General features: G+C 70.0%; 19 protein-coding genes. 15 read left to right on the top strand and 4 right to left on the bottom strand.

What is annotated here, in order from left to right; all coding sequences use genetic code 11:
* Positions 1-9: 9 nt before the first annotated feature.
* Both greB and HNQ58_RS08405 read right to left on the bottom strand, forming a co-directional pair.
* Positions 10-525 (bottom strand): transcription elongation factor GreB, encoded by a 516-nt coding sequence (greB, locus tag HNQ58_RS08410; RefSeq protein ID WP_183948457.1) that lies wholly within the window; start codon positions 523-525, stop codon positions 10-12.
* A gap of 57 nt (positions 526-582) precedes the next feature.
* Positions 583-2,136 carry an AbgT family transporter gene (locus tag HNQ58_RS08405; RefSeq protein WP_246417217.1) on the bottom strand — a complete coding sequence of 518 codons (1,554 nt, stop codon included), beginning with the start codon at positions 2,134-2,136 and terminating at the stop codon, positions 583-585.
* Positions 2,137-2,260: 124 nt separating this feature from the next.
* On the opposite strand from HNQ58_RS08405, the gene HNQ58_RS08400 reads away from it, so the two are divergent.
* Together HNQ58_RS08400 and HNQ58_RS08395 are read left to right on the top strand one after the other, a co-directional pair.
* Positions 2,261-2,812 (top strand): LemA family protein, encoded by a 552-nt coding sequence (locus HNQ58_RS08400; RefSeq protein WP_221301222.1) that lies wholly within the window; start codon positions 2,261-2,263, stop codon positions 2,810-2,812.
* Complete coding sequence (locus HNQ58_RS08395) at positions 2,809-4,527, top strand: DUF2207 domain-containing protein (protein WP_183948456.1); 1,719 nt, start codon at positions 2,809-2,811, stop codon at positions 4,525-4,527. Before HNQ58_RS08400 ends, HNQ58_RS08395 begins: the two co-directional genes overlap by 4 nt.
* Positions 4,528-4,541: 14 nt before the next feature.
* Here HNQ58_RS08395 and HNQ58_RS08390 read toward each other — a convergent pair whose 3' ends face one another.
* Positions 4,542-6,050, bottom strand: coding sequence for a helicase HerA-like domain-containing protein (locus HNQ58_RS08390; RefSeq protein ID WP_425504164.1), 1,509 nt, complete (start codon positions 6,048-6,050; stop codon positions 4,542-4,544).
* Positions 6,051-6,272: 222 nt separating this feature from the next.
* Between HNQ58_RS08390 and HNQ58_RS08385 the strand changes: the two genes are divergently transcribed.
* Together HNQ58_RS08385 and HNQ58_RS08380 are read left to right on the top strand one after the other, a co-directional pair.
* Positions 6,273-7,625: a transglycosylase SLT domain-containing protein gene (locus HNQ58_RS08385; protein ID WP_343057242.1), complete on the top strand. Its 1,353-nt coding sequence runs from the start codon at positions 6,273-6,275 to the stop codon at positions 7,623-7,625.
* A 112-nt stretch (positions 7,626-7,737) separates the two neighbouring features.
* Complete coding sequence (locus HNQ58_RS08380; protein WP_183948453.1) at positions 7,738-8,316, top strand: DUF2845 domain-containing protein; 579 nt, start codon at positions 7,738-7,740, stop codon at positions 8,314-8,316.
* 180 nt (positions 8,317-8,496) lie between these two features.
* Here HNQ58_RS08380 and HNQ58_RS08375 read toward each other — a convergent pair whose 3' ends face one another.
* Positions 8,497-10,536 (bottom strand): 3-hydroxyacyl-CoA dehydrogenase NAD-binding domain-containing protein, encoded by a 2,040-nt coding sequence (locus tag HNQ58_RS08375; protein WP_183948452.1) that lies wholly within the window; start codon positions 10,534-10,536, stop codon positions 8,497-8,499.
* Between the two features lie 153 nt (positions 10,537-10,689).
* On the opposite strand from HNQ58_RS08375, the gene rpoE reads away from it, so the two are divergent.
* The 11 genes from rpoE to recO all read left to right on the top strand — a co-directional run bounded on the left by rpoE (position 10,690) and on the right by recO (position 20,506).
* Positions 10,690-11,295, top strand: a complete 606-nt coding sequence (rpoE, locus tag HNQ58_RS08370) for an RNA polymerase sigma factor RpoE (RefSeq protein ID WP_183948451.1) — start codon at positions 10,690-10,692, stop codon at positions 11,293-11,295.
* Between the two features lie 9 nt (positions 11,296-11,304).
* Positions 11,305-11,967 (top strand): sigma-E factor negative regulatory protein, encoded by a 663-nt coding sequence (locus tag HNQ58_RS08365; protein WP_183948450.1) that lies wholly within the window; start codon positions 11,305-11,307, stop codon positions 11,965-11,967.
* On the top strand, positions 11,967-12,908 hold the full coding sequence (locus tag HNQ58_RS08360) for a MucB/RseB C-terminal domain-containing protein (RefSeq protein ID WP_183948449.1): 942 nt from the start codon (positions 11,967-11,969) through the stop codon (positions 12,906-12,908). The genes HNQ58_RS08365 and HNQ58_RS08360 overlap by 1 nt, the downstream gene beginning before the upstream one ends.
* Entirely contained in the window at positions 12,901-13,353 is a 453-nt protein-coding gene (locus HNQ58_RS08355; RefSeq protein WP_183948448.1) for a SoxR reducing system RseC family protein, read from the top strand. Before HNQ58_RS08360 ends, HNQ58_RS08355 begins: the two co-directional genes overlap by 8 nt.
* 23 nt (positions 13,354-13,376) lie before the next feature.
* The gene (locus HNQ58_RS08350) at positions 13,377-14,786 is read left to right on the top strand and encodes a DegQ family serine endoprotease (RefSeq protein WP_221301221.1); all 1,410 of its coding nucleotides are present in this window, start codon (positions 13,377-13,379) and stop codon (positions 14,784-14,786) included.
* A gap of 145 nt (positions 14,787-14,931) precedes the next feature.
* Positions 14,932-16,722, top strand: coding sequence for a translation elongation factor 4 (gene lepA, locus HNQ58_RS08345; protein ID WP_183948446.1), 1,791 nt, complete (start codon positions 14,932-14,934; stop codon positions 16,720-16,722).
* A gap of 159 nt (positions 16,723-16,881) precedes the next feature.
* The gene (gene lepB / locus HNQ58_RS08340; protein WP_183948445.1) at positions 16,882-17,676 is read left to right on the top strand and encodes a signal peptidase I; all 795 of its coding nucleotides are present in this window, start codon (positions 16,882-16,884) and stop codon (positions 17,674-17,676) included.
* A gap of 47 nt (positions 17,677-17,723) precedes the next feature.
* A complete protein-coding gene (locus HNQ58_RS08335; protein ID WP_183948444.1) occupies positions 17,724-18,101 on the top strand; it encodes a DUF4845 domain-containing protein in 378 nt (125 codons plus the stop codon).
* Positions 18,088-18,750, top strand: coding sequence for a ribonuclease III (gene rnc, locus HNQ58_RS08330; protein WP_183948443.1), 663 nt, complete (start codon positions 18,088-18,090; stop codon positions 18,748-18,750). Before HNQ58_RS08335 ends, rnc begins: the two co-directional genes overlap by 14 nt.
* A gap of 38 nt (positions 18,751-18,788) precedes the next feature.
* On the top strand, positions 18,789-19,682 hold the full coding sequence (gene era, locus HNQ58_RS08325) for a GTPase Era (RefSeq protein WP_183948442.1): 894 nt from the start codon (positions 18,789-18,791) through the stop codon (positions 19,680-19,682).
* 110 nt (positions 19,683-19,792) lie between these two features.
* Complete coding sequence (gene recO, locus HNQ58_RS08320) at positions 19,793-20,506, top strand: DNA repair protein RecO (protein WP_183948441.1); 714 nt, start codon at positions 19,793-19,795, stop codon at positions 20,504-20,506.
* The last annotated feature ends 35 nt before the right edge of the window (positions 20,507-20,541 follow it).

The raw sequence follows: 20,541 nt of genomic DNA, 5'->3' as shown, positions 1-20,541 counted from the left end.
GCGTCCGGCTCAGTCCGTGTCCGGCGGTTCGTAGCTGATCGAAACCACCACGAACTGCGCGACACCGCCGGGCAGCTGCACCTCGAACTCGTCGTCGACGCGTTTTTTCAGTGCCGCGCGCGCGAGCGGCGAATCCACGCTGATCCAGCCGCGCGCGCCGTCGCTCTCGTCCGGGCCGACGATGCGGTAGCGCGCGAGCTCGCCGCTGGCAGCGTTCTCCAGCTCGAACCAGGCGCCGAAGAAGATCGCCGATGTGTCCGCCGGGCGGCCCTCGGCGACCTTGAGCTTCTCCAGCCGCTTGCTCAGGTAACGCACGCGGCGGTCGATCTCGCCGAGCTGCTTCTTGCGGTAGGTGTACTCGGCGTTTTCCGAACGGTCGCCCTCGGCGGCGGCGGCGGCGAGCGCCTTCACCACCTCGGGGCGGCGGACACGCCACAGTTCGTCGAGCTCGGCGCGCAGCCGCTCGAAGCCCTCGCGGGTGATGATCGGGGTGGATGCGGGGGCGGGGGGACGCCAGCGCGACATGCTCGAAATCCCGTGCGGCCGCCCCGCGCGCGGCGGGGCGGCCCTCGCTCATTTCGTTCAGCCGGCCTGCATGGCCTGGATGTACTCCAGCGGCGCGCCCGGGCCGATCGGCAGGTCCAGCGCCAGCCAGATCGAGAACAGCACCGTCCAGCCGATCAGGAACACGATGGAGTAGGGCAGCATCACCGCCACCAGCGTGCCGATGCCGGCCTTGGGCTCGTAGCGCTGGAAGAAGGCGATGATCAGCGCGAAGTAGCTCATCATCGGCGAGATGATGTTGGTCACGCTGTCGCCGATGCGGTAGCCGAGCTGGGTGATCTCGGGCGAGTAGCCCAGCAGCATGAACATCGGCACGAACACCGGCGCCATCAGCGCCCACTTGGCCGAGGCCGAGCCCATGAACAGGTTGGCGGTGGCGGTGAGCAGGATGAAGCCCATGAACAGCGGAATCGCCGGCATGTTCAGCGCCTTGAGGAAGGTCGCGCCCTCCACCGCGAAGATCAGCCCGAGCTGGGTCCAGTTGAAGAACGCCACGAACTGCGCGGCGAAGAACACCAGCACCAGGTAGCCGCCGAGCGTGGCCATGCTCTGGCTCATGCCCTTGATGACGTCCTCGTCGCTCTTCACCGTGCCGGCACCGATGCCGTAGGCGATGCCGGCCACCACGCCGTAGGCGAAGATGATCGCGACGATGCCCTGGAGGAAGGGCGAGTTGAGCAGGTCCCCGGTCTCGCGGTCACGCAGGAAGCCGTCGGCCGGCAGCGTGCCCCACAGGATCAGCGCGGTCAGCGCCAGCGAGGCGACCAGCGCATAGACCAGCCCGCGTTTCTCGGCCGCGCTCATCGGCTCGATCTTCTCGTCGCTGCTGCGGGTGGCGGCGTCCGGGAAACGCTTGGCAACGATGACCTCGGTGACGAACCAGCCCAGCGCGGTCACCACGAAGGTCGACACGAACATGAAGTAGTAGTTGGCCGCCGGGCTGACCGTGTAGTCGTGGTCGAGGATGCGCGCGGCCTCCTGCGACAGGCCGGCCAGCAGCGGGTCGATGGTGCCCAGCAGCAGGTTGGCGGAATAGCCGCCCGACACGCCGGCGAAGGCGGCGGCCATGCCCAGGATCGGGTGGCGGCCGGCGGCCTGGAAGATCAGGCCGGCCAGCGGCACCAGCAGCACGTAGCCGATCTCGCTGGCCATGTTCGACATCACCCCGGCGAACACCAGGATCGGCGTGAGCAGGAAGCGCGGCGCGGCCAGCACCAGTTGCCGCAGCGCCGCGCCGATCAGGCCCGAATGCTCGGCCACGCCGATGCCGATCAGCGACACCAGCACCGTGCCCAGCGGGGCGAAGCCGGTGAAGTTGGTGACCAGGCCGGTGAGGATGCGGTGCAGGCCGTCGATGCTCAGCAGGTTGACCGGACGGATCTCCGCGCCGGTGACCGGGTGGTGCACCATCAGGGTGAACTGCGAGGCGATCCAGGACAGCACGATCACGGTCAGCGCCAGGATCGCGAACAGCGTCGCCGGATGCGGCAGCGCGTTGCCACCCTTCTCGACGATGTTGAGGAAGCGGTCGATCGCGGTGCGCTTGGCGGGCGTGGCGGGCAGGTCGGACATCGGTTCAGGCTCTTGAATGCAGGGCACGCGGGCGGCCCGAGGCGGCCGAATATACCCGAGGGTGGCCGCAGCCGCTTCACGCCACCCATAATCTGCCCACTTCGCTGGCCCGAGGAGCGACTGTGTGATCGCTGCGCTGTGGATGATTCCGGCCGTCCTGTTGGCCTGGGGCGTGCTCACCTACAACCGCCTGGTCCGGTTGCGCAACCAGGTGCGCGCCGGCTGGAGCGACATCGACGTGCAGCTCAGTCGCCGGCACGACCTGGTGCCGTTGCTGGTCGAGGCCGTTCGCGGCTACGCGGGCCACGAGAGAGCGCTGCTGGAAAGCGTGACCACGCTGCGTGCGCAGGCCGTCGCCACCGACCGGCCGGCGCGGCTTGCCGAGCTCGAGGGCGCACTGGAGCAGGCGCTGGGCAGGCTGTTCGCGCTGCGCGAGGCCTACCCCGAGCTCAAGGCCAGCGACAACTTCCTCAGGCTCCAGGCAGACCTGGTCGAGGTCGAGGATCATCTGCAATACGCGCGCCGTTTCTACAACGGCGCGGTGCGCGCCTACAACGACGGCATCCAGCGCTTCCCCGACCTGCTGCTGGCGCGGCCGTTCGGCTTCACGGCGGCCGAGTTCTACCGTGCGGCGGACCAGGCGCGCGCCGCGCCGACGGTGGAGACGGCACGATGAGCCGCTGGCCGATCCTGCTCGCCTTGCTCTGCGCGCTGCCGGTCGCGGCGCAGGAGCGCATCCTGTCCTTCCACAGCGACATCCGCATCCAGCCCGACGGCGCGATGGAAGTGAGCGAAACGATCGTCGTCCGCGCGGAAGGGCGCAGCATCCGGCGCGGCATCTACCGCGACTTCCCGACCCGTTACCGTGACCGCTTCGGCAACCGCGTCGTGGTCGACTTCGAGCCGCTCGAAGTGCTGCGCGACGGCCAGCCCGAGCCGTGGTTCACCGAGCGGCTGGGCAACGGGGTACGGCTGAACACCGGCAGCGACGAGTTTCTGCCGGTGCCGGCCGACATCACCTACACCCTGCGCTACCGGACCACACGCCAGCTTGGTTTCTTCGCCGGGCACGACGAGCTGTACTGGAACGTCAACGGCAACGGCTGGGATTTGGCCATCGAACGGCTCTCCGCCGAAGTGCGCCTGCCGGTGGCGGTGCCGGCCGCGCAGCTCGATGCCGAGGCCTACACCGGCGTTGACCGAGCGCGCGGACGCGACTACGTGGTGGAAGTCGGGGACGGCGTGGCGCGCTGGCGGGCGACGCGGCCGCTGGGCGCGCGCGAGGGACTGACGCTGGTGCTGGCCTTTCCCAAGGGCGTCGTGTCCGCGCCTACCCGCAGCCAGCGCCTGTACTGGCTGCTGTACGACAACCGCGGCGTGCTGGTGGCGCTGGCGGGTTTCGTCCTGCTGCTGGCCTTCTACCTGTGGCGCTGGCATCACCACGGTCGCGATCCGGCGCCCGGGCCGGTGTTTCCGCAGTACGCGCCGCCGGAGGGCAAGACGCCGGGCGGGCTGCGCTTCCTGCGCCGGATGGCCTACGACGACCGCTGCTTCGCCGCCGACCTGGTCGACATGGCGGTGCGTGGCTATCTCCGCATCGAGCGCGACAAGGGGATGCTCACGGACCGCTGGAGGCTCACGCGCCTGCCGGGTGCGGACGCCGCCGTGCTCGGCGACAGCCAGCGCGCGATCGCCGCAAGGCTGTTCCGCAAGGGCGACACCGTGGAGCTGGCGAGCGGCAACGCCAGCGAGATCGGCAGCGCCCGCGGCGAACAGATCAAGGCGCTGATGCGGCACTACAAGCCGCATTACTTCGTCGGCAACGGCGGCACGCTGCTCACCGGTCTGCTGTTCTCGGTGGCGTATGGCATCGCGGCGCTGGCGATCGCGCGTGGCGACGGCATCGCGGCGATCGCCGTGCTGCTCGGCCTGTCGGTGGCGGCGCATGCGGTGTTCACCTGGCTGATGCGCGCGCCCACCGCCGAGGGGCGGCGCCTGCTGGATCGTGTCGAGGGCCTGCGTCTGTACCTTGGCGTGGCCGAGCGCGACGAACTCAAGGCACTGTCCGGTCCCGGCGAGCCGCCGCGGCTGGACGCGGCGCGTTACGAGGCCTTGCTGCCCTACGCGCTGGCGCTGGATGTCGAAGAGGCGTGGACGAGAAAGTTCACGCATGCCGTCGGTGCCGCCGCGGCGGCGACCGCCGCGGCCGGCATCGGCTGGTATCGTGGCCCCGGCGGTCTCGCCGATCTGGGCAGCCTCAGCCGCGATCTCGGTCGTGGCCTCAGTCGGCAGATTTCGTCCTCGGCCACACCGCCAGGCAGCAGCTCGGGCAGCGGTGGCGGCGGTTTTTCCGGCGGCGGCGGTGGAGGCGGCGGTGGTGGCGGGCGCTGACCGGAAACCGCGGCTCAGCGCCTGCGCGAGCCACCGGCCATGCCGCCCAGTACGCCGCGCAGGATCTGCCGGCCGAGCTGGTTGCCGACCGTGCGCATGGCCGACTTGGCGGTGGCCTCGATCGCGCCCTGGCGGCGGCCGGTGCCGAACAGGAAGTCCTTCAGCCAGCCGCCGCGCTGCGCCGTGTTGTCGGCTTCCGGCCTGGCCTTGGCCGCCTCGCGGGTCGCCGCCGCCTGCTCGGCGCGACGAGAGAGGATTTCATAGGCGGACTCGCGGTTGACCTCGTTGTCGTAGCGGCCACCGACCGGGCTGCGGGCACGCACCGCGGCGCGCTCCTCGGGCGTGATCGCGCCCATGCGGCAGCGCGGCGGCGCCATCATCACCTTTTCGACCGGCGTCGGGATGCCCTTGTCCTGCAACGTGGACACCAGCGCCTCGCCGACGCCCAGCGTGGTGATCGCCTCGGCCACCTTGAAGGCCGGGTTGGGCACGAAGGTCTCGGCGGCGACACGCACGGCTTTCTGGTCGCGCGGGGTGAAGGCGCGCAGCGCATGCTGGATGCGGTTGCCGAGCTGGGCCAGCACCTCCGATGGCAGGTCGTCGGGCTGCTGCGAGCAGAAGTACACGCCCACGCCCTTGGAGCGGATCAGCCGCACCACCTGCTCGATGCGCTGCCGCAACGCCGGCGGGCAGTCCTGGAACAGCAGGTGCGCTTCGTCGAAGACGAACACCAGTTTCGGCGCGTCCAGGTCGCCGACCTCCGGGAGCGTTTCGAACAGCTCCGACAGCAGCCAGAGCAGGAAGCCCGAATACAGCCGCGGGCTGAGGATCAGCTTGTCGGCGGCGAGTATGCTGATGACGCCGCGGCCGGACATGTCCTGACGCATCAGGTCGGCCAGCTCCAGCGCCGGTTCGCCGAAGAAACGCTTGCCGCCGGCCTGTTCCAGCCGCAGCAGCGCGCGCTGGATCGCCGCCACCGACTGCCCGGCGATCAGGCCGTAGCGCTGCGAGATGTCCTTGGCGTTCTCCTGGGCGAAGCCGAGCAGCGCGCGCAGGTCGTCCAGGTCGAGCAGCAGCAGGCCCTCGTCGTCAGCGAGCTTGAAGACGATGTCGAGCACGCCGGCCTGGGTGTCGTTGAGTTCGAGCATGCGCGCGAGCAGGGTCGGCCCGACCTGCGAGACGGTGGTGCGCAGCGGGTGGCCGAGTTCGCCGAACAGATCCCAGAAGATCACCGGGCTGGCCTCCGGGCGGAAGTCGCCCAGCCCGAGCTGCGCGGCGCGCTGTTGCAGGCGCTCGCCCGGCGTGCCCGGCATGGCCAGGCCGGCGATGTCGCCCTTCACGTCGGCGATGAAGACCGGCGTGCCGATCCGCGAGAACGCCTCGGCCAGCACCATCAGCGATACCGACTTGCCGGTGCCGGTGGCGCCGGCGACCAGGCCGTGGCGGTTGCCATAGCGCGATTGCAGGGTGACCGGGACGCCGTGGCCGAGGTCGGACTTGCCGAGGAACAGGTCGGTGTTCACGCGCGTCTCCCGGGGTGGTGACCGGATTCTAGAACGTGCCCGCGTCATGCCGTGACGCAGGCCGGTTGTGGCCCGCGGTGACGGTCGCTAGGCTGCCGCTTGCACGCCGTTTCCCAGCCATCCCCCATGTCCCGATACGTGTTGCTTTCCTTGGTCGTCCTAATCGCCGGCTGCGCCGCTTCCGGCGCCCCGCGCACCGCCACCGTGCCCCCGGGGCGGGCCGTGGATGCGCTCTACCAGCGGCTGGATGCCGCCGGCGAGCGCTATCGCAGCGGGCTCGAACAGGTGGCGGCGGGCGAGGTGGAGGCCGGCCGCGAGGCGATGCGCGCGGCAGCCAGCGACATGCAGGAGGCGGCGATCGCCTGCACCAACACCGCCGGCTGCGACAGTGCGCGCTTTTTCGCCGCCTACGATGCCCTGCTGGCCACGCGCGACGAGGCTGGCGACGAGGGGCTGACGGCGGGCGAGGGCGTGCTGCTGCAGGCGGCCGGCGATTCGCCGCTGCTGGCACACCTGCCCGAGGCCGGGCGATCGATCAACCTGCTCAACGGCCGCGAGCTGCGCGACATCATCGAACTCAATGGCCCGGTCAAGGCCGCGCTCACCGAGTGGCTGACCTGGATGCGCCCGCAACTGGTCACCGCCTGGGAAAACTATCAGTACATGCGCCACCTGATGTGGCCCGAGTACGAACAGGCCGGACTGCCCGAGGCGCTGCTGTTCGGCATCCTCGCCAAGGAGTCCGGCGGCCGCGTGCACGCGGTGTCGCGGGCCGGCGCCAGCGGCCCGTTGCAGTTCATGCCGGCGACCGGTCTGCGCTATGGGCTGGGGCGCGTGGACGGCTTCGACACCCGCTTCGATCCGCGGCTGTCGGCGCGCGCCAACGTGCTCTACCTCAACGACCGCTTTGCCGAGTTCAACCACAACCTCGAACTGGCGCTGGCCGCCTACAACGGCGGTGAGGGCCGCATGGGCCGGCTCTACCGGCAGACCGGCGGGCGCGGCTTCTGGGATGCCCGGGTGTATTCGCAGCTGCCGGCCGAGACGCGCGAATACGTGCCCATGGTGCTGGCGGCGGCCTGGCTGTTCCTGCATCCGGAGGACTACGGGCTGGAGTTTCCGGCGGTGGACCCCCGGCCGGCCACGGTGGCGCTGGCGCGCAGCATGTCGATCAACGAGCTGGCGATCTGCATCGGCAACGCGGGCAGCCGCGACGGCTGGTTCCGGGTGCTGCGCAACCTCAATCCACGCTTCCAGGCGAATGCGCCGATTCCGGCCGGCACCGAGCTGGCGATGCCGGCACGGATCGTGCCGGCTTACCAGGTGCATTGCGTGGACGGCGCGCGCGGCCGCTTGGCACAGGAGCTGGCGGCCGCGCGGATGCCGGGCGTCGCGGCGGCTCCGTCGGGCGGCGGGCGCACCTACGTGGTGAAGGCCGGCGACAGCCTGGCGGCGATCGCCCGCCGCCACCAGTGCCCCAGCCCGCAGGCGCTGGCCCGGGCCAACGGCATCAAGGCGCCGGCCTACCTGATCAAACCCGGACAGCGTTTGCGGCTGGAGGGGTGCCGCGCCTGACTCCGGGTCTCGGGGATCGCGCGGGCCGCGGCGTGCCCGGTCGCCGCGTCCGCTATTCCGCCGTTAATGCCGGCGGCACTACCGTGGACGCATCCCCTCCAGGGAGGCTGCCATGAGGCTTCTGCCGACATTCCGCGGGCTGCTGGTGCTGACCGCGCTGGCCTTCGCCGGCGAAGCCGCCGCGATGCGCTGCGGCACCCGGGTGATCACCACCGGCGACTACGACTTCCAGGTGCGCGAGCGCTGCGGCGAGCCGTACTGGATCGCCAGCTACGGCGAGCTGCTGGTGAGCGGCGCCGGCGGGCCGGTCGAACGCCGCACCGAGCGGGTCCACGACGAGTGGTACTACAACTTCGGCCCGAACCGGCTGGTGCACCGGCTGACCTTTCGCGACGGCCGCCTGCTGCGCATCGATACGCTCGGTTACGGCCGCCACAGCATCGGTGGCGACTGCGGCGACATCGCGCTGATGCGCGGCGCGGTGCCGGGCGAGGTGGTGCTGCGCTGCGGCGCGCCCGAGTCGCGTACCGCGCGCTACCGCGACATCCTGATCCGCGACGGCCTCGGCAACGAGGTGATCCGCCCGGTGCGGCATGAGGAATGGGTGTACCGCTTCCCGGGCTCGCGCTTCGCGCGCCTGGCCATCTTCATCGACGGCCGCCTGGAGTGGGTCGAGCGGGTGCCGTTGTAGGTGCGGCAGATACAGTGCGAAGCAAGGAGTGAAGAGGAGTGGGAAACGAGGGAGGGCATCGCTTCGTGGAGGCCCTGCCCGCGCTGTCCGTTTTTCTTCGCCCGCTTCCCGCTTCCCGCTTTCCCGGTCACGGCCCGCGCCACGCCTGCGGAAACTTCCGGTGATGCCTGAGTGGCCGTTTCAACCCGTCAGCGCGTCCCAGCCCGGCCGCGGCAGGAAGCGCTCGCCGTGGCGGACCGAGAGCTGCTCCAGGCGCGCCTTGAGCTTGCCGGGGCCGGTGGCCCTGATGTGGGCGATCGGGCCGCCGCGGAAGGGCGCGAAGCCGGTGCCGAAGATGACGCCGGCATCGAGCAGGTCGGCATCGGCGACCACGCCTTCGTGCAGGCAGGCCACGGCTTCGTTGAGCAGCGGCAGGATCAGACGGTCGGTGAGGTCCTCGGGCGCCTCGTAGCCCTTCGGCAGCGGGGGCTTCACCGCCTTGCCGTTCTCCCACTTGTACAGACCCTCGCCGTCCTTGCGGCCACGCTTGCCGGATTCGAGCTTCGATTCCAGGCCGGGCGGAATCGGCAGCTTGAGGAAGTCGGCGAGGATCCGGCCCACGCTGGCGGCCACGTCCAGACCGACGGTGTCGGCCAGCTCGATCGGCCCCATCGGCATGCCGAACTTCAGCGCGGCCTGGTCGATGGCGGCGCCGGGGATGCCCTCGCTGTAGCAGGTGATCGCCTCCAGCAGGTAAGGCATCAGGATGCGGTTGACCAGGAAGCCGGGCGTGCCGGCAACCGGTACCGGCAGCTTGTCGATGGCGCGGCAGAAGGCGGCCAGGCGCCTCTCGGTGGCCGGATCCATGGCGTCGTGGCGGACGATCTCCACCAGCGGCATCATCGCCACCGGGTTGAAGTAGTGCAGGCCGGCAAAGCGGGCCGGGTGCCTGAGCTCCGCCCGCAGCTCGGCCAGCGGGATCGAACTGGTGTTGGACACCAGCAGCGCCTCGGGCCTGAGCGTCTCTTCCAGCCTGGCGTAGAGCGCGCGCTTGGCGTCGAGGTTCTCGAAGATCGCCTCGATGACCAGATCGGCCTCGGCCACGCCCGCGCCCTCCACGTCGGGCCTGAGCCGCGCGCGGGTCTGTTCGCGTTTGCTCTCGTCCTTGACTTTCTTCTCGAACAGCTTGTCGGCGCGCGCCAGCGCCGGCTGCACGTACTCCATCCCGCGGTCCTGCAGGGTGACCTCGAAGCCCTTGAGCGCGCACCAGGCGGCGATGTCGCCGCCCATCACGCCGGCGCCGACCACGTGCACGCGGGAGATGCCATGCTCCTTGCCGCCCAGGCCCTTGAGCCGCTCCTGCAGGAAGAACACCCGGATCAGGTTGCGCGCGGTCGGGGTCTGCGCCAGCTTCGCCACCGACCTGGCCTCGGCCTTCAGCCGCGCCTCGATCGGACCGCCGCTGCGCCGCCAGGTGTCGATCAGCGCATAGGGTGCGGGGTAGTGCTCCTTGCGCGCCTTGCGGGCGACCTGCCTGACCAGCATCGGCGCGAGGATCTGCCGCACCGGCCACAGGTTGGTGGCCCAGCCCATGAAGCGCTGCCGGAACGGCCGCGTCGTGCCGCGCCTGGCCAGCTCGATGGCGGCGTCGAGCAGCAGCGCCGGTTCGGTCACCCTGTCGACCAGACCGATCGCCTGCGCGGCCTTCGCCGACAGCGCCCGGCCGGTGAGCATCATGTCGAACGCGGCCGGTGCGCCGACCAGCTTCGGCAGACGCACGCTGCCGCCCCAGCCCGGGTAGATGCCGAGCTTGACTTCCGGCAGGCCGATGCGGGTGCTGTCGTGGTTGCTGGCGACGCGGTAGCGGCAGGCCAGCGACAGCTCGGTGCCGCCGCCCATGCAGTGGCCGTGGATGGCGGCGACGGTCGGGCAGGGCAGTTCGGCCAGCTTCTGGAACACCTGCTGGCCACGGCGGATCGCATCCAGCACCGTGCCCTTGCTGTCGAACTCCTGGAACTCCCGGATGTCGGCCCCGGGGATGAAGCCGGCCGCCTTGCCCGAGCGGATCACCACGCCCGCGGGCTTTTCGATGGCGATGCGCTCCACCAGCCGGTCCAGCTCGTCGAGCACCGCCTGCGAGAGGGCGTTGACGTGCTGGTCGGCGCGGTCGAGGGTGAGCACGACGATGCCGTCGGGGCGCAGCTCGGGCTGCCAGTGGGTGAAGCGAAGGCCGTCGAACATGGCGTTCCATCCGTTCAGGTATGGCGAAAGTCCGTATCATCCGGGCTGGACTTCCGGACGGTCAACGCCGTTGGCCGCCGGGATGAACTTTCCTCCGCCCGCGATGTCACTGATGACGGCCCGCGGGCCGAGTCGACAGGAGTGCCGGCCCGGATGGGCGAGAACGAATTGGACCAGGCGCTGGTCAGACGTGTACAGCAAGGCGACAAGGCGGCCTTCGACCTGCTGGTGCGCAAGTACCAGCACCGGATCGGCGCCCTCATCGCCCGCTACATTCCCGACTGGAGCGAGTGCCAGGACGTGGCGCAGGAGACCTTCCTGCGCGCTTACCGCGCGCTCGGGAACTTCCGCGGCGACGCGCAGTTCTACACGTGGCTCTACAAGATCGCCGTGAACACCGCCAAGAACCACCTCGTGGCCTCGAGCCGCCGGCCGCCGACCGACGACATCGATGCGGTGGATGCGGTGCAGTTCGCTTCCGGCGAACGGCTGCGCGACACCGATACGCCCGAGCACGAGCTGCTGCGCGAGGAGATCGAGCGCACCGTGACCGAGACGGTGGCGCAACTGCCCGAGGAGCTGCGCACGGCGATCACCTTGCGCGAAGTCGACGGGCTGAGCTACGAGGAAATCGCCGAGGCGATGGACTGCCCGATCGGTACCGTGCGCTCGCGGATCTTCCGCGCCCGCGAGGCCATCGACGCCAGGCTGCGTCCGCTGCTAGACGGCGCTTCCGCGCGCCGCCCCCAGGAACAGTAGAGGCCGGTCATGACCGACATCACCGACACCATCGAGAACGACCTTTCCGCGCTGCTCGACGGCGAGTTGCCGCCGGACCGGGCCCGTTTCCTGCTCCGGCGTCTCGAGCGTGATCCGGCGCTGCGCGCCACTTGGGAGCGCTGGCAACTGGCCTCGTCCTGCCTGCGTCGCAGCGAGCTGCGGCCTATGCCGGCCGGGTTCGCCGAGCGTGTGGCGGCGACGCTCGATGGCGAGCCGGTGCCGCATGGCCGGCGTCTGCCGAAGCTGCTGCGCTGGGTCGGCGGCGGCGCGATCGCCGCCTCGGTGGCGCTGGCGGCACTGCTCACGGTGTCGCCGCAGCCGGCGCCGACGCCGGCCGAACAGGTCGCCGCGGCGATGCCGGGGCGGCTGAATGCGGCCTCCGATCTGACCGAATACGATCTGCGGCCACGCTTCGCCGCACCGGCGCAGCCGGTGGCGATCAGCCAGCGCGGCCCGGTGCTCGCGACCGAGGCGGTCGTCTTCGAGCAGGGCCTGGACCCCGAATTGCAGGCCTATCTCATCCGCCACCAGTCCCTGCTGCGGCAGAGCGGGCTGGGCGAGCTGGCGCCCTACGTCGATGTGCTTGCGCACCCGCGCGGCCGCGCCGTGCTGCACCGTGCCGGCTGGACGCAGGAAGGGGGTGATCGCTGATGCGCTGGCGTGCCGGCCTGCTGTCCCTGTTCGCGCTGGCGACCCCGGCGCCGGCACAGGATGCCGGGCAGTGGCTGGAACGCATGGCGCAGGCGCTGACCGCCACCGACTATCAGGGCACGCTGGTCTACGTCGAGGGTGGGCACATCGAGACGCTGCGGGTGTTTCATTCCGCGCGCGAGGACCGCGAGCGCATCGTCGCGTTGACCGGTCAGCCGCGCGAGGTGGTCCGCGATGGTGCCACCGTCACCTGCATCGGCACCGCGCCGGCGCCGCTGGTGTTCGACAACGGCAGCCTGTCCGGCCTGCGCCCCGTCGCCGATGCCGCCCGTCAGGGGCGACTGAGTGACTATGCCGTGCGGCTGGGGCCGCGTGACGAACGCATCGCCGGGCGCGAGACCGTGGTGGTGGAGCTGCTGCCGCGCGATGGCTACCGCTATGGCTACCGGCTGTGGCTGGACACCGGCACCGGGCTGCCGCTCCGGGTGTCGCTGCATGGCGGCAACGGCGAGGCGCTGGAGCAGCTGGCTTTCACCGAGATCGAACTCGGCCGCGCGCCGGCCGCCGCCGACCTGCGGCCCAGCGCGGCCGGCCAGACCACGACCATCCGCGCGCCGCAGACGCGCAAGGACGCTGCCGGCGCCTGGCGCGTCGCCGATCCACCGCCCGGCTTCACCCTGCGCCGCCACCAGGTCAGCGCCGAGGGCGAGCACCTGGTGTTCAGCGATGGACTGGCCAGCGTTTCGGTCTATGTCGAGCCACTCGGCAGCGCCCCCGTCCGTGAAGTCTCCACCCGGGCCGGGGCCGTGCATGCGCGGGCGCGGCGGATGGAGGGGCATCGGGTTTTCGTGATCGGCAAGGTGCCGGCGGCGACGATCGAGCGCTTCGCCGACGGCGTGACCGGTTCGGCACCGTCACGGCTTTCCGCTCCCGGTGGCTGAACGCGAGGCCATCGTCGTCGCCTGTGCGGCCGGCGAGCTGCATCTGCAGCCGCTGGCCGGCCCCTGCAGCGGCTGCAGCACCGGCTGTGGCGGTCGTTGTGATCTGTTCCGTGCCGATCTGGCAGGCGAGCTTCGCCTGCCGGAGCCTCCCGGCCTGCGTCTGCGGCCGGGCGACCGGGTGCTGCTGAGCCTCGACGACGACGCGTTGCGCCGCGCCGCCTTCGCCGGCTACGGTCACGCGCTGGCCGGCCTGCTGCTGGGCGCTGTCGCCGGCCATGGCCTGGCCCTGGCGGGCGGCTGGCCGCACGACCCGCTCACGCTGGCCGGCATCGTCGCCGGAACCTGGGTCGCGCTTCGCCGCGCCATGCGTATGGTTCCCGTGCCGCGGCTGCGGCTTGTCTCCGCGGCCGCCGGCCCCACATCCGAGGAAAGGAGTTCCCGTTGAACATGCATTTCCCCCGCATCCCCATGCCTACGATCAAACGCGCGTTCCTCACGCTGTCCCTGTTTGCCGTGGTTGCCGTCGCCCAGGCGGCGAAGCTGCCCGACTTCACTGCGCTGGTCGAGCGCAGCAGCCCGGCGGTGGTCAACATCGAGGCCACCCGTACCGCCGAGGCCGCCCTGCGCCGCGGCCAGAACATTCCGGAGGAAGATATCCCCGAGCTGTTCCGCCGCTTCTTCGGCCAGCCCGGCATGCCGGTGCAGCCGCGCGACCGCACTTCGACCGGCTCGGGCTTCATCATCTCGGCCGATGGCGAGGTGCTCACCAACCATCACGTCGTCGACGGCGCCGACCAGGTGATCGTGCGCCTGCCCGACCGCCGCGAGTTCGAGGCCAAGGTGGTCGGCAGCGATCCGCTGTCCGACGTGGCCCTGCTCAAGATCCAGGCACGCGGCCTGCCGACCCTGCCGATCGGCGACTCCAGCAAGCTCAAGGCCGGTCAGTGGGTGGTCGCGATCGGCTCGCCGTTCGGCTACCTCGACAACACCGTCACCGCCGGCATCGTTTCCGCCACCGGCCGCCGCAGTCTGGACCAGAGCCAGCAGTATGTGCCGTTCATCCAGACCGACGTCGCCATCAACCGCGGCAACTCCGGCGGGCCGCTGCTCAACACCGATGGCGAGGTGGTCGGCATCAACTCGCAGATCTTCTCCAACACCGGCGGCTTCATGGGCGTGAGCTTCGCCATCCCGATCGACGTGGCGATGAACGCCGCCCGCCAGATCAGGGAAAGCGGGCGCGTGCGCCGTGGCCAGCTCGGCGTGCAGATCCAGGATGTCACCCGTGACTTTGCCCGCAGTCTCGGCCTGGAGCGCTCGGCCGGGGCGCTGGTTGCCGACGTGGTGCCCGGCAGCCCGGCGGACAAGGCCGGCATCCGCCGTCAGGACGTCATCCTGGAGTTCAACGGGCAGGAGATCCTGCGCTCCAGCGACCTGCCGCCGCTGGTCGGCGCCACCGCACCGGGTACCCGCGTCAAGCTGCGCCTGCTGCGCGATGGCAAGGAGCGGACGCTGGACGTGGTGCTCGGCGAGCTGAGCGCGCCCGAGTCCACCGCCGGTGCCGGCGGCCCGCCGGCCAGCGCCAGCGGCGGCCTACTCGGGCTGGTGGTGGAGGACCTGACCGCCGAGCAGCGACAGGAGCTCGGCCTGAAGGCCGACGAGGGCGTGCTGGTGTCGCAGGTCACCGGGCTGGCGGCGCGCCGCGCCGGCCTGCAACCGGGCGACGTGATCCTGATGGTCGGCCGCACCGCGGTCGGCAGTGCGGCGGCGTTCGCCAAGGCCACCGAGGGCGTGAAGGCCGGCGACGCGGTGATGCTGCTGGTGCGCCGCGACGGCCAGACCAGCTTCATCGCCGTGACCCCGCGCGGGGACGGCTGAGCGCATCGGCGCGGGGCCGCCACGGCGGCTCCGCGCCTACCCGCCGCGGCAAGCCGGGGTCAGGGCCGGGCTCGGTCCCGGTCCCGGCCGTGCGATAATGCCCCGTTTACCACGACCCTCCAGGCCGGCGGCCGCGCCCTTCGCAATGCAACACATCCGAAACTTTTCGATCATCGCTCACGTGGATCACGGCAAGTCCACGCTGGCCGACCGCATCATCCAGATCTGCGGCGGCCTGGCCGAGCGCGAAATGGAAGCCCAGGTGCTCGACTCCAATCCGATCGAGCGCGAGCGCGGCATCACCATCAAGGCGCAGTCGGTGTCGTTGCCGTACAAGGCACGCGACGGGCAGGTCTACCAGCTCAACTTCATCGACACCCCGGGCCATGTCGACTTCAGCTACGAGGTCAGCCGCTCGCTGGCCGCCTGCGAGGGCGCGCTGCTGGTGGTCGATGCCGCCCAGGGCGTGGAGGCGCAGTCGGTCGCCAACTGCTACACCGCGGTGGAGCAGGGGCTGGAAGTGGTCCCGGTGCTCAACAAGATCGACCTGCCCACCGCCGACATCGACCGCGTGAAGGACGAGATCGAGGCGGTGATCGGCATCGACGCCGCCGACGCGATTCCGATCAGCGCCAAGACCGGCCAGGGCGTCACCGACGTGCTGGAGGCCATCGTCGCCCGCATCCCGCCGCCCAAGCCGCGCGATACCGACCGGCTGCAGGCGCTGATCATCGACTCGTGGTTCGACAACTACCTGGGCGTGGTCTCGCTGGTGCGGGTGATGCAGGGCGAGATCAGGCCCGGCGACAAGATCCTGGTGATGTCCACCGGCCGTACCCACCAGGTCGACAAGGTCGGCGTGTTCACGCCCAAGCGGCTGGTGAAGGATGCGCTGCTGCCGGGTGAGGTGGGCTGGCTCACCGCCTCGATCAAGGACGTGCACGGCGCACCGGTGGGCGACACGCTCACGCTGGCTTCGGCGCCGGCCGACAAGCCGCTGCCCGGTTTCCAGCAGATGCAGCCGCGTGTCTTCGCCGGCCTGTTCCCGGTGGTGGCCGACGACTATCCGGCGCTGCGCGAGGCGCTGGAAAAGCTGCGCCTGAACGATGCCGCGCTGCAGTTCGAGCCGGAAAGCTCCGAGGCGATGGGCTTCGGCTTCCGCTGCGGCTTCCTCGGCATGCTGCACATGGAGATCGTGCAGGAGCGGCTGGAGCGCGAGTACGACCTCGACCTGGTCACCACCGCGCCGACCGTGGTCTACGAGGTGCTGCTGACCGACGGCACCACGATGCCGCTGGACAACCCGGCCAAGCTGCCGCCGGCGAACAGGATCGAGGAGATCCGCGAGCCGATCATCCGCGCCAACATCCTCACGCCGCCCGATTACGTGGGCAACGTGATCACCCTGTGCGAGGAGAAGCGCGGCAGCCAGATCGGCATCAACTACATGGGCAGCCAGGTTCAGATCAGCTACGAGCTGCCGATGGCCGAGGTGGTGCTGGATTTCTTCGACAAGCTCAAGTCGGTGTCGCGCGGCTACGCCTCGCTGGATTACCACTTCCTGCGCTTCCAGGCGGGTCCGTTCGTGCGTGTGGACATCCTGATCAACGGCGACAAGGTCGATGCGCTGTCGATCATCTGCCATCGCGCCAATGCCGACCGCCGCGGCCGCGAGATCGCCGAGAAGATGCGCGAACTGATCCCGCGGCAGATGTTCGACGTGGCCATCCAGGCGGCGATCGGCTCGCAGATCATCGCCCGCACCACGGTCAAGGCGCTGCGCAAGAACGTGCTGGCCAAATGCTATGGTGGCGACATCACCCGCAAGAAGAAGCTCCTCGAAAAGCAGAAGGAAGGCAAGAAGCGGATGAAGCAGGTCGGCCGCGTGGAAATCCCGCAGGAGGCCTTCCTGGCGGTATTGCAGGTGGACAAGTAGCCGGGAGTCGGGAGTGCGGTATCGGAGGCCGGCAGGCATATCGCCACGCATGCGCTGCCGTCGTCGGGCTCTCCGGCTTCCGATTTCCGATTTCCGATTCCCGGTCGCCGGTTTCCGGTTTTTTTTCCGTATTCCATACCCGGCTCCCAAGGAGCACTCGTGAGCGTAGATTTCGCCACCGTCCTGGTACTGCTGTCGGCCCTGACCGGCGGCATCTGGCTGTTCGACCGGTTGCTGTTCGCCAAGCGCCGTGCGGCGCGCATGGCCAGGGGCGAGGCCAGGGAGCCGGTCGTCGTCGAGTACGCCCGCTCGCTGTTCCCGGTCATCTTCATCGTGCTGCTGGTGCGGTCGTTCATCGCCGAGCCGTTCCGCATACCGTCCAGCTCGATGATGCCCACCCTGCTGATCGGCGACTTCATCCTGGTCAACAAGTTCGCCTACGGCCTGCGTCTGCCGGTGACCCACACCAAGATCGTGCCGCTGGGGCAGCCCGAGCGCGGCGACGTGGTGGTGTTCCGCTACCCGGTCAATCCGCGCCAGGACTACATCAAGCGGATCGTCGGCCTGCCGGGCGACCAGATCGCCTATCGCGACAAGACCATCTACATCAACGGCGAACCGGTCGCGACCGAGCCGGTCGGCCGCTACATCGGCGTCGGCAGCGGCCGCGACATGACCGGTGCGCTGCTCCAGCGCGAGCGGCTGGGCGGGCGCGAGCATCAGATCCTGCAGCGCGACAATACCCCGGCCTTCATCCGCGGCGACGGCAGCTGGCGCGTGCCCGAGGGGCATTATTTCGTCATGGGCGACAATCGGGATAATAGCGAGGACAGCCGGTTCTGGGGTTTCGTGCCGGAGGAGAACCTGGTCGGCAAGGCGTTCGTGGTGTGGATGAACTGGGACAGCCGCGCCGGCGGGATCGACTTCTCCCGCATCGGCACGGTCATCCGCTAAGCTCACGCCCAGGTGGCCCAGCCAAGGGGAGCGACATGAAGGGGAACATGCAAACCAAGCAGCGCGGCATCACCCTGATCGGCTTCATCATCGTGATGGCCGTGGTCGGCTTCTTCGCCTACCTGGCGATGCGGCTGGTGCCTGTGTACGTCGAGTACTACAACGTGGTCAGCGCCATGAAGGGCGTCGCCGCCGAGCCGGGCGTCGCCAACATGGAGCCAAACCGGGTGCGCGACCTGCTCGACCGCCGCTTCAACATCGGCTACGTCGAGAGCGTCAAGCGCGAACACATCAAGATCACCCGCGATTCCAGCGGCTATCGGCTCAACGTCAAGTACGAAGTGCGCGGCCCGTTGTTCTACAACCTGGACTTCGTCGCCAGCTTCGACCGGACCGTGGACCTGACGCGCGGTGGCGGCGGCTGACGTCTTCGGCCACCGGTTCGCCGACCCCGGACTGCTGCGGCAGGCGCTGACCCATCGCAGCGCCGGTCCGCAGCACAACGAACGGTTGGAGTTCCTCGGCGATTCGCTGGTCAACCTGATCGTGGCCGAGGCGCTGTACACGCGCTGGACGCGAGCCGACGAGGGCACCCTGACCCGTGCCCGTGCGCACCTGGTCTGCGAGGCCTCGCTGGCCGACATCGCCCGCAGCCTGCGCATCGGCGAGCGCCTTCACCTGGGGCCCGGCGAACTCAAGAGCGGCGGGCACCGGCGCGACTCGATCCTGGCCGATGCGCTGGAGGCGGTCGTCGGCGCCATTTATCTCGATGCCGGATTCGAGGCCTGCAAAGCCGTGGTGCTGCCCTGGTTCGAGCCGGCCATCGCCACGCTCCCGGTCGGCAAGGTCGGCAAGGATGCCAAGACCCGCCTGCAGGAATGGTTGCAGGGACGGCAGTATCCGCTGCCGGTCTACACGCTGATCGAGGCCATCGGTGAGGACCACGACAAGCTGTTCCGCGTCCGCTGCGAACTGAGCAGGCCCGAGTGCGCCTGCGAGGGCGAGGGCAGCTCGCGCCGCGCTGCCGAGCAGGCTGCCGCCGAGCGCGTGCTGGCGCTGCTCGAAGACAGCTGAGCCCACGCATTGCGTGGCCACTCGGCTAGAATCCGCACATGCCCGCTCCCTACCGCGCCGGCCATGTCGCCGTCATCGGCCGACCGAACGTCGGCAAGTCCACCCTGGTCAACGCCCTGGTCGGGGTCAAGGTCAGCATCGTCTCGCCCAAGGCGCAGACCACGCGCCACCGCCTGCTTGGCATCGCCACCTTCGAGCACGGCCAATTGCTCCTGGTCGACACCCCCGGCATCCACGCCAAACAGTCGCGGGCGATGAACCGCTACATGAACCGTGCCGCCCGCGGCGCGCTCACCGACGTGGATGCCGCCGTGCTGGTGATCGAGGCCGGCCGCTGGACGGACGAAGACGGTCTGGCCTACGCCGCCCTGCGCGACGCCGGCGTGCCCTGCGTGCTGGTGATCAACAAGGTCGACCGTCTCAAGGACAAGACCGCGCTGCTGCCGTTCATCGCCGAGCACACCCGCGAGCGCGAGTTCGCCGCCGTGCATCCGCTGTCCGCGCTCAAGGGCAAGGGCCTGCGCGAGCTGGCCGACACGCTGATCGGACTGATGCCCGAGTCGCCGCCGCTGTACGGCGAGGACGAGATCACCGACCGCAGCGAGCGCTTCCTCGCCGCCGAGCTGGTGCGCGAGCAGCTCATGCTGCGGCTGGGCGAGGAGGTGCCGTATTCGACCACGGTCGAGATCGAGTCCTTCGAGGAGGATGGCGAGCTGCTGCGCATCGCCGCGGTGATCTGGGTCGAGCGCGCCGGGCAGAAACCGATCGTGATCGGCGAGGGCGGTCGGCGCCTGAAGGCCATCGGCACCGGCGCCCGCGAAGGCATGCAGAAACTGTTCGGCCGCAAGGTCTTCCTCAAGCTCTGGTGCAAGGTGCGCGAGGGCTGGTCGGACGACGAGTCGGCGCTGCGGCAGTTCGGCTACGCCGAGTAGGCTTGAGGGCAGGGGGCCGAGGGCGGAGACGCCTTGCCGTCATCCCGGCTTTCGCCGGGATGACGATGCCTCGATGTTCTTTCCCGAGTCCCGAGTCCCGAGTCCCGAGAATGCGCATCGCCTCCCAACCCGCCTGGATCCTGCATGTCCGTCCCTGGCGCGAGACCAGTGCGCTGGTGGAGCTGTTCACCCGTGATCATGGCCGTGTCGGTGCGGTGGCGCGCGGCATCCGCGGCCCGCGCCGACAGCCGCTGCGGGCGGCATTGCAGCCGTTCAGCCTGGTCAGCACCGACCTCGATCTGCGCGGCGAGCTGGCGCGGCTGGACCGCGCCGAGGCGCTGATCGCGCCGCTCGGCTTGGCAGGCGATGCGTTGCTGGCCGGCTTCTACCTCAACGAGCTGGCGGTGCGGCTGCTGCCGCGCCACGATCCGTTGCCGGCGCTGTTCGATCGCTACGGGCGCACACTGGCCGCGCTGGGGGATGCGGGGCTGGCATGGACGTTGCGGCGCTTCGAGCGCGACCTGCTCGACGCCCTGGGCGTGCTGCCGCCGCTCGATCACGACAGCCTCGGCGAGCCGCTCGACCCGGCCGCACGTTACCGGCTCGACCCCGAGCACGGCGCGCTGCGCGATCGCCAGCTCGCCGCCGGCAGCGTCAGCGGAGCGGCACTGCTGGCGCTTGCCGCCGACCGCGAGCCGCCACCCGGGCAACTGCGCGAGCTGCGCGAGGCGATGCGCGGGCTGGTGTCCCACCACCTCGGCCCGCGCGGGCTGCGCTCCTGGGGTCTGCTCGCCGAAGTGGCGCAGATGGGGCGCGCGCCCTGAGCCGTGCCGGCGTCGGCGCTATGCTTGCCGGATCG

It is taken from the genome of Rehaibacterium terrae (assembly GCF_014202935.1).
Classification (GTDB): domain Bacteria; phylum Pseudomonadota; class Gammaproteobacteria; order Xanthomonadales; family Xanthomonadaceae; genus Rehaibacterium; species Rehaibacterium terrae.
This window is presented reverse-complemented; position numbering and strand designations above follow the sequence as displayed.

Coding starts and splice junctions, on each gene's coding strand:
- recO (WP_183948441.1), top strand. CDS start 19,793: ATGCGCATCGCCTCCCAACCCGCCTGGATCCTGCATGTCCGTCCCTGG.
- HNQ58_RS08395 (WP_183948456.1), top strand. CDS start 2,809: ATGAGCCGCTGGCCGATCCTGCTCGCCTTGCTCTGCGCGCTGCCGGTC.
- rpoE (WP_183948451.1), top strand. CDS start 10,690: ATGGGCGAGAACGAATTGGACCAGGCGCTGGTCAGACGTGTACAGCAA.
- greB (WP_183948457.1), bottom strand. CDS start 525: ATGTCGCGCTGGCGTCCCCCCGCCCCCGCATCCACCCCGATCATCACC.
- era (WP_183948442.1), top strand. CDS start 18,789: ATGCCCGCTCCCTACCGCGCCGGCCATGTCGCCGTCATCGGCCGACCG.
- lepA (WP_183948446.1), top strand. CDS start 14,932: ATGCAACACATCCGAAACTTTTCGATCATCGCTCACGTGGATCACGGC.
- HNQ58_RS08405 (WP_246417217.1), bottom strand. CDS start 2,136: ATGTCCGACCTGCCCGCCACGCCCGCCAAGCGCACCGCGATCGACCGC.
- HNQ58_RS08360 (WP_183948449.1), top strand. CDS start 11,967: ATGCGCTGGCGTGCCGGCCTGCTGTCCCTGTTCGCGCTGGCGACCCCG.
- HNQ58_RS08335 (WP_183948444.1), top strand. CDS start 17,724: ATGCAAACCAAGCAGCGCGGCATCACCCTGATCGGCTTCATCATCGTG.
- HNQ58_RS08350 (WP_221301221.1), top strand. CDS start 13,377: ATGCCTACGATCAAACGCGCGTTCCTCACGCTGTCCCTGTTTGCCGTG.
- HNQ58_RS08365 (WP_183948450.1), top strand. CDS start 11,305: ATGACCGACATCACCGACACCATCGAGAACGACCTTTCCGCGCTGCTC.
- HNQ58_RS08380 (WP_183948453.1), top strand. CDS start 7,738: ATGAGGCTTCTGCCGACATTCCGCGGGCTGCTGGTGCTGACCGCGCTG.
- HNQ58_RS08375 (WP_183948452.1), bottom strand. CDS start 10,536: ATGTTCGACGGCCTTCGCTTCACCCACTGGCAGCCCGAGCTGCGCCCC.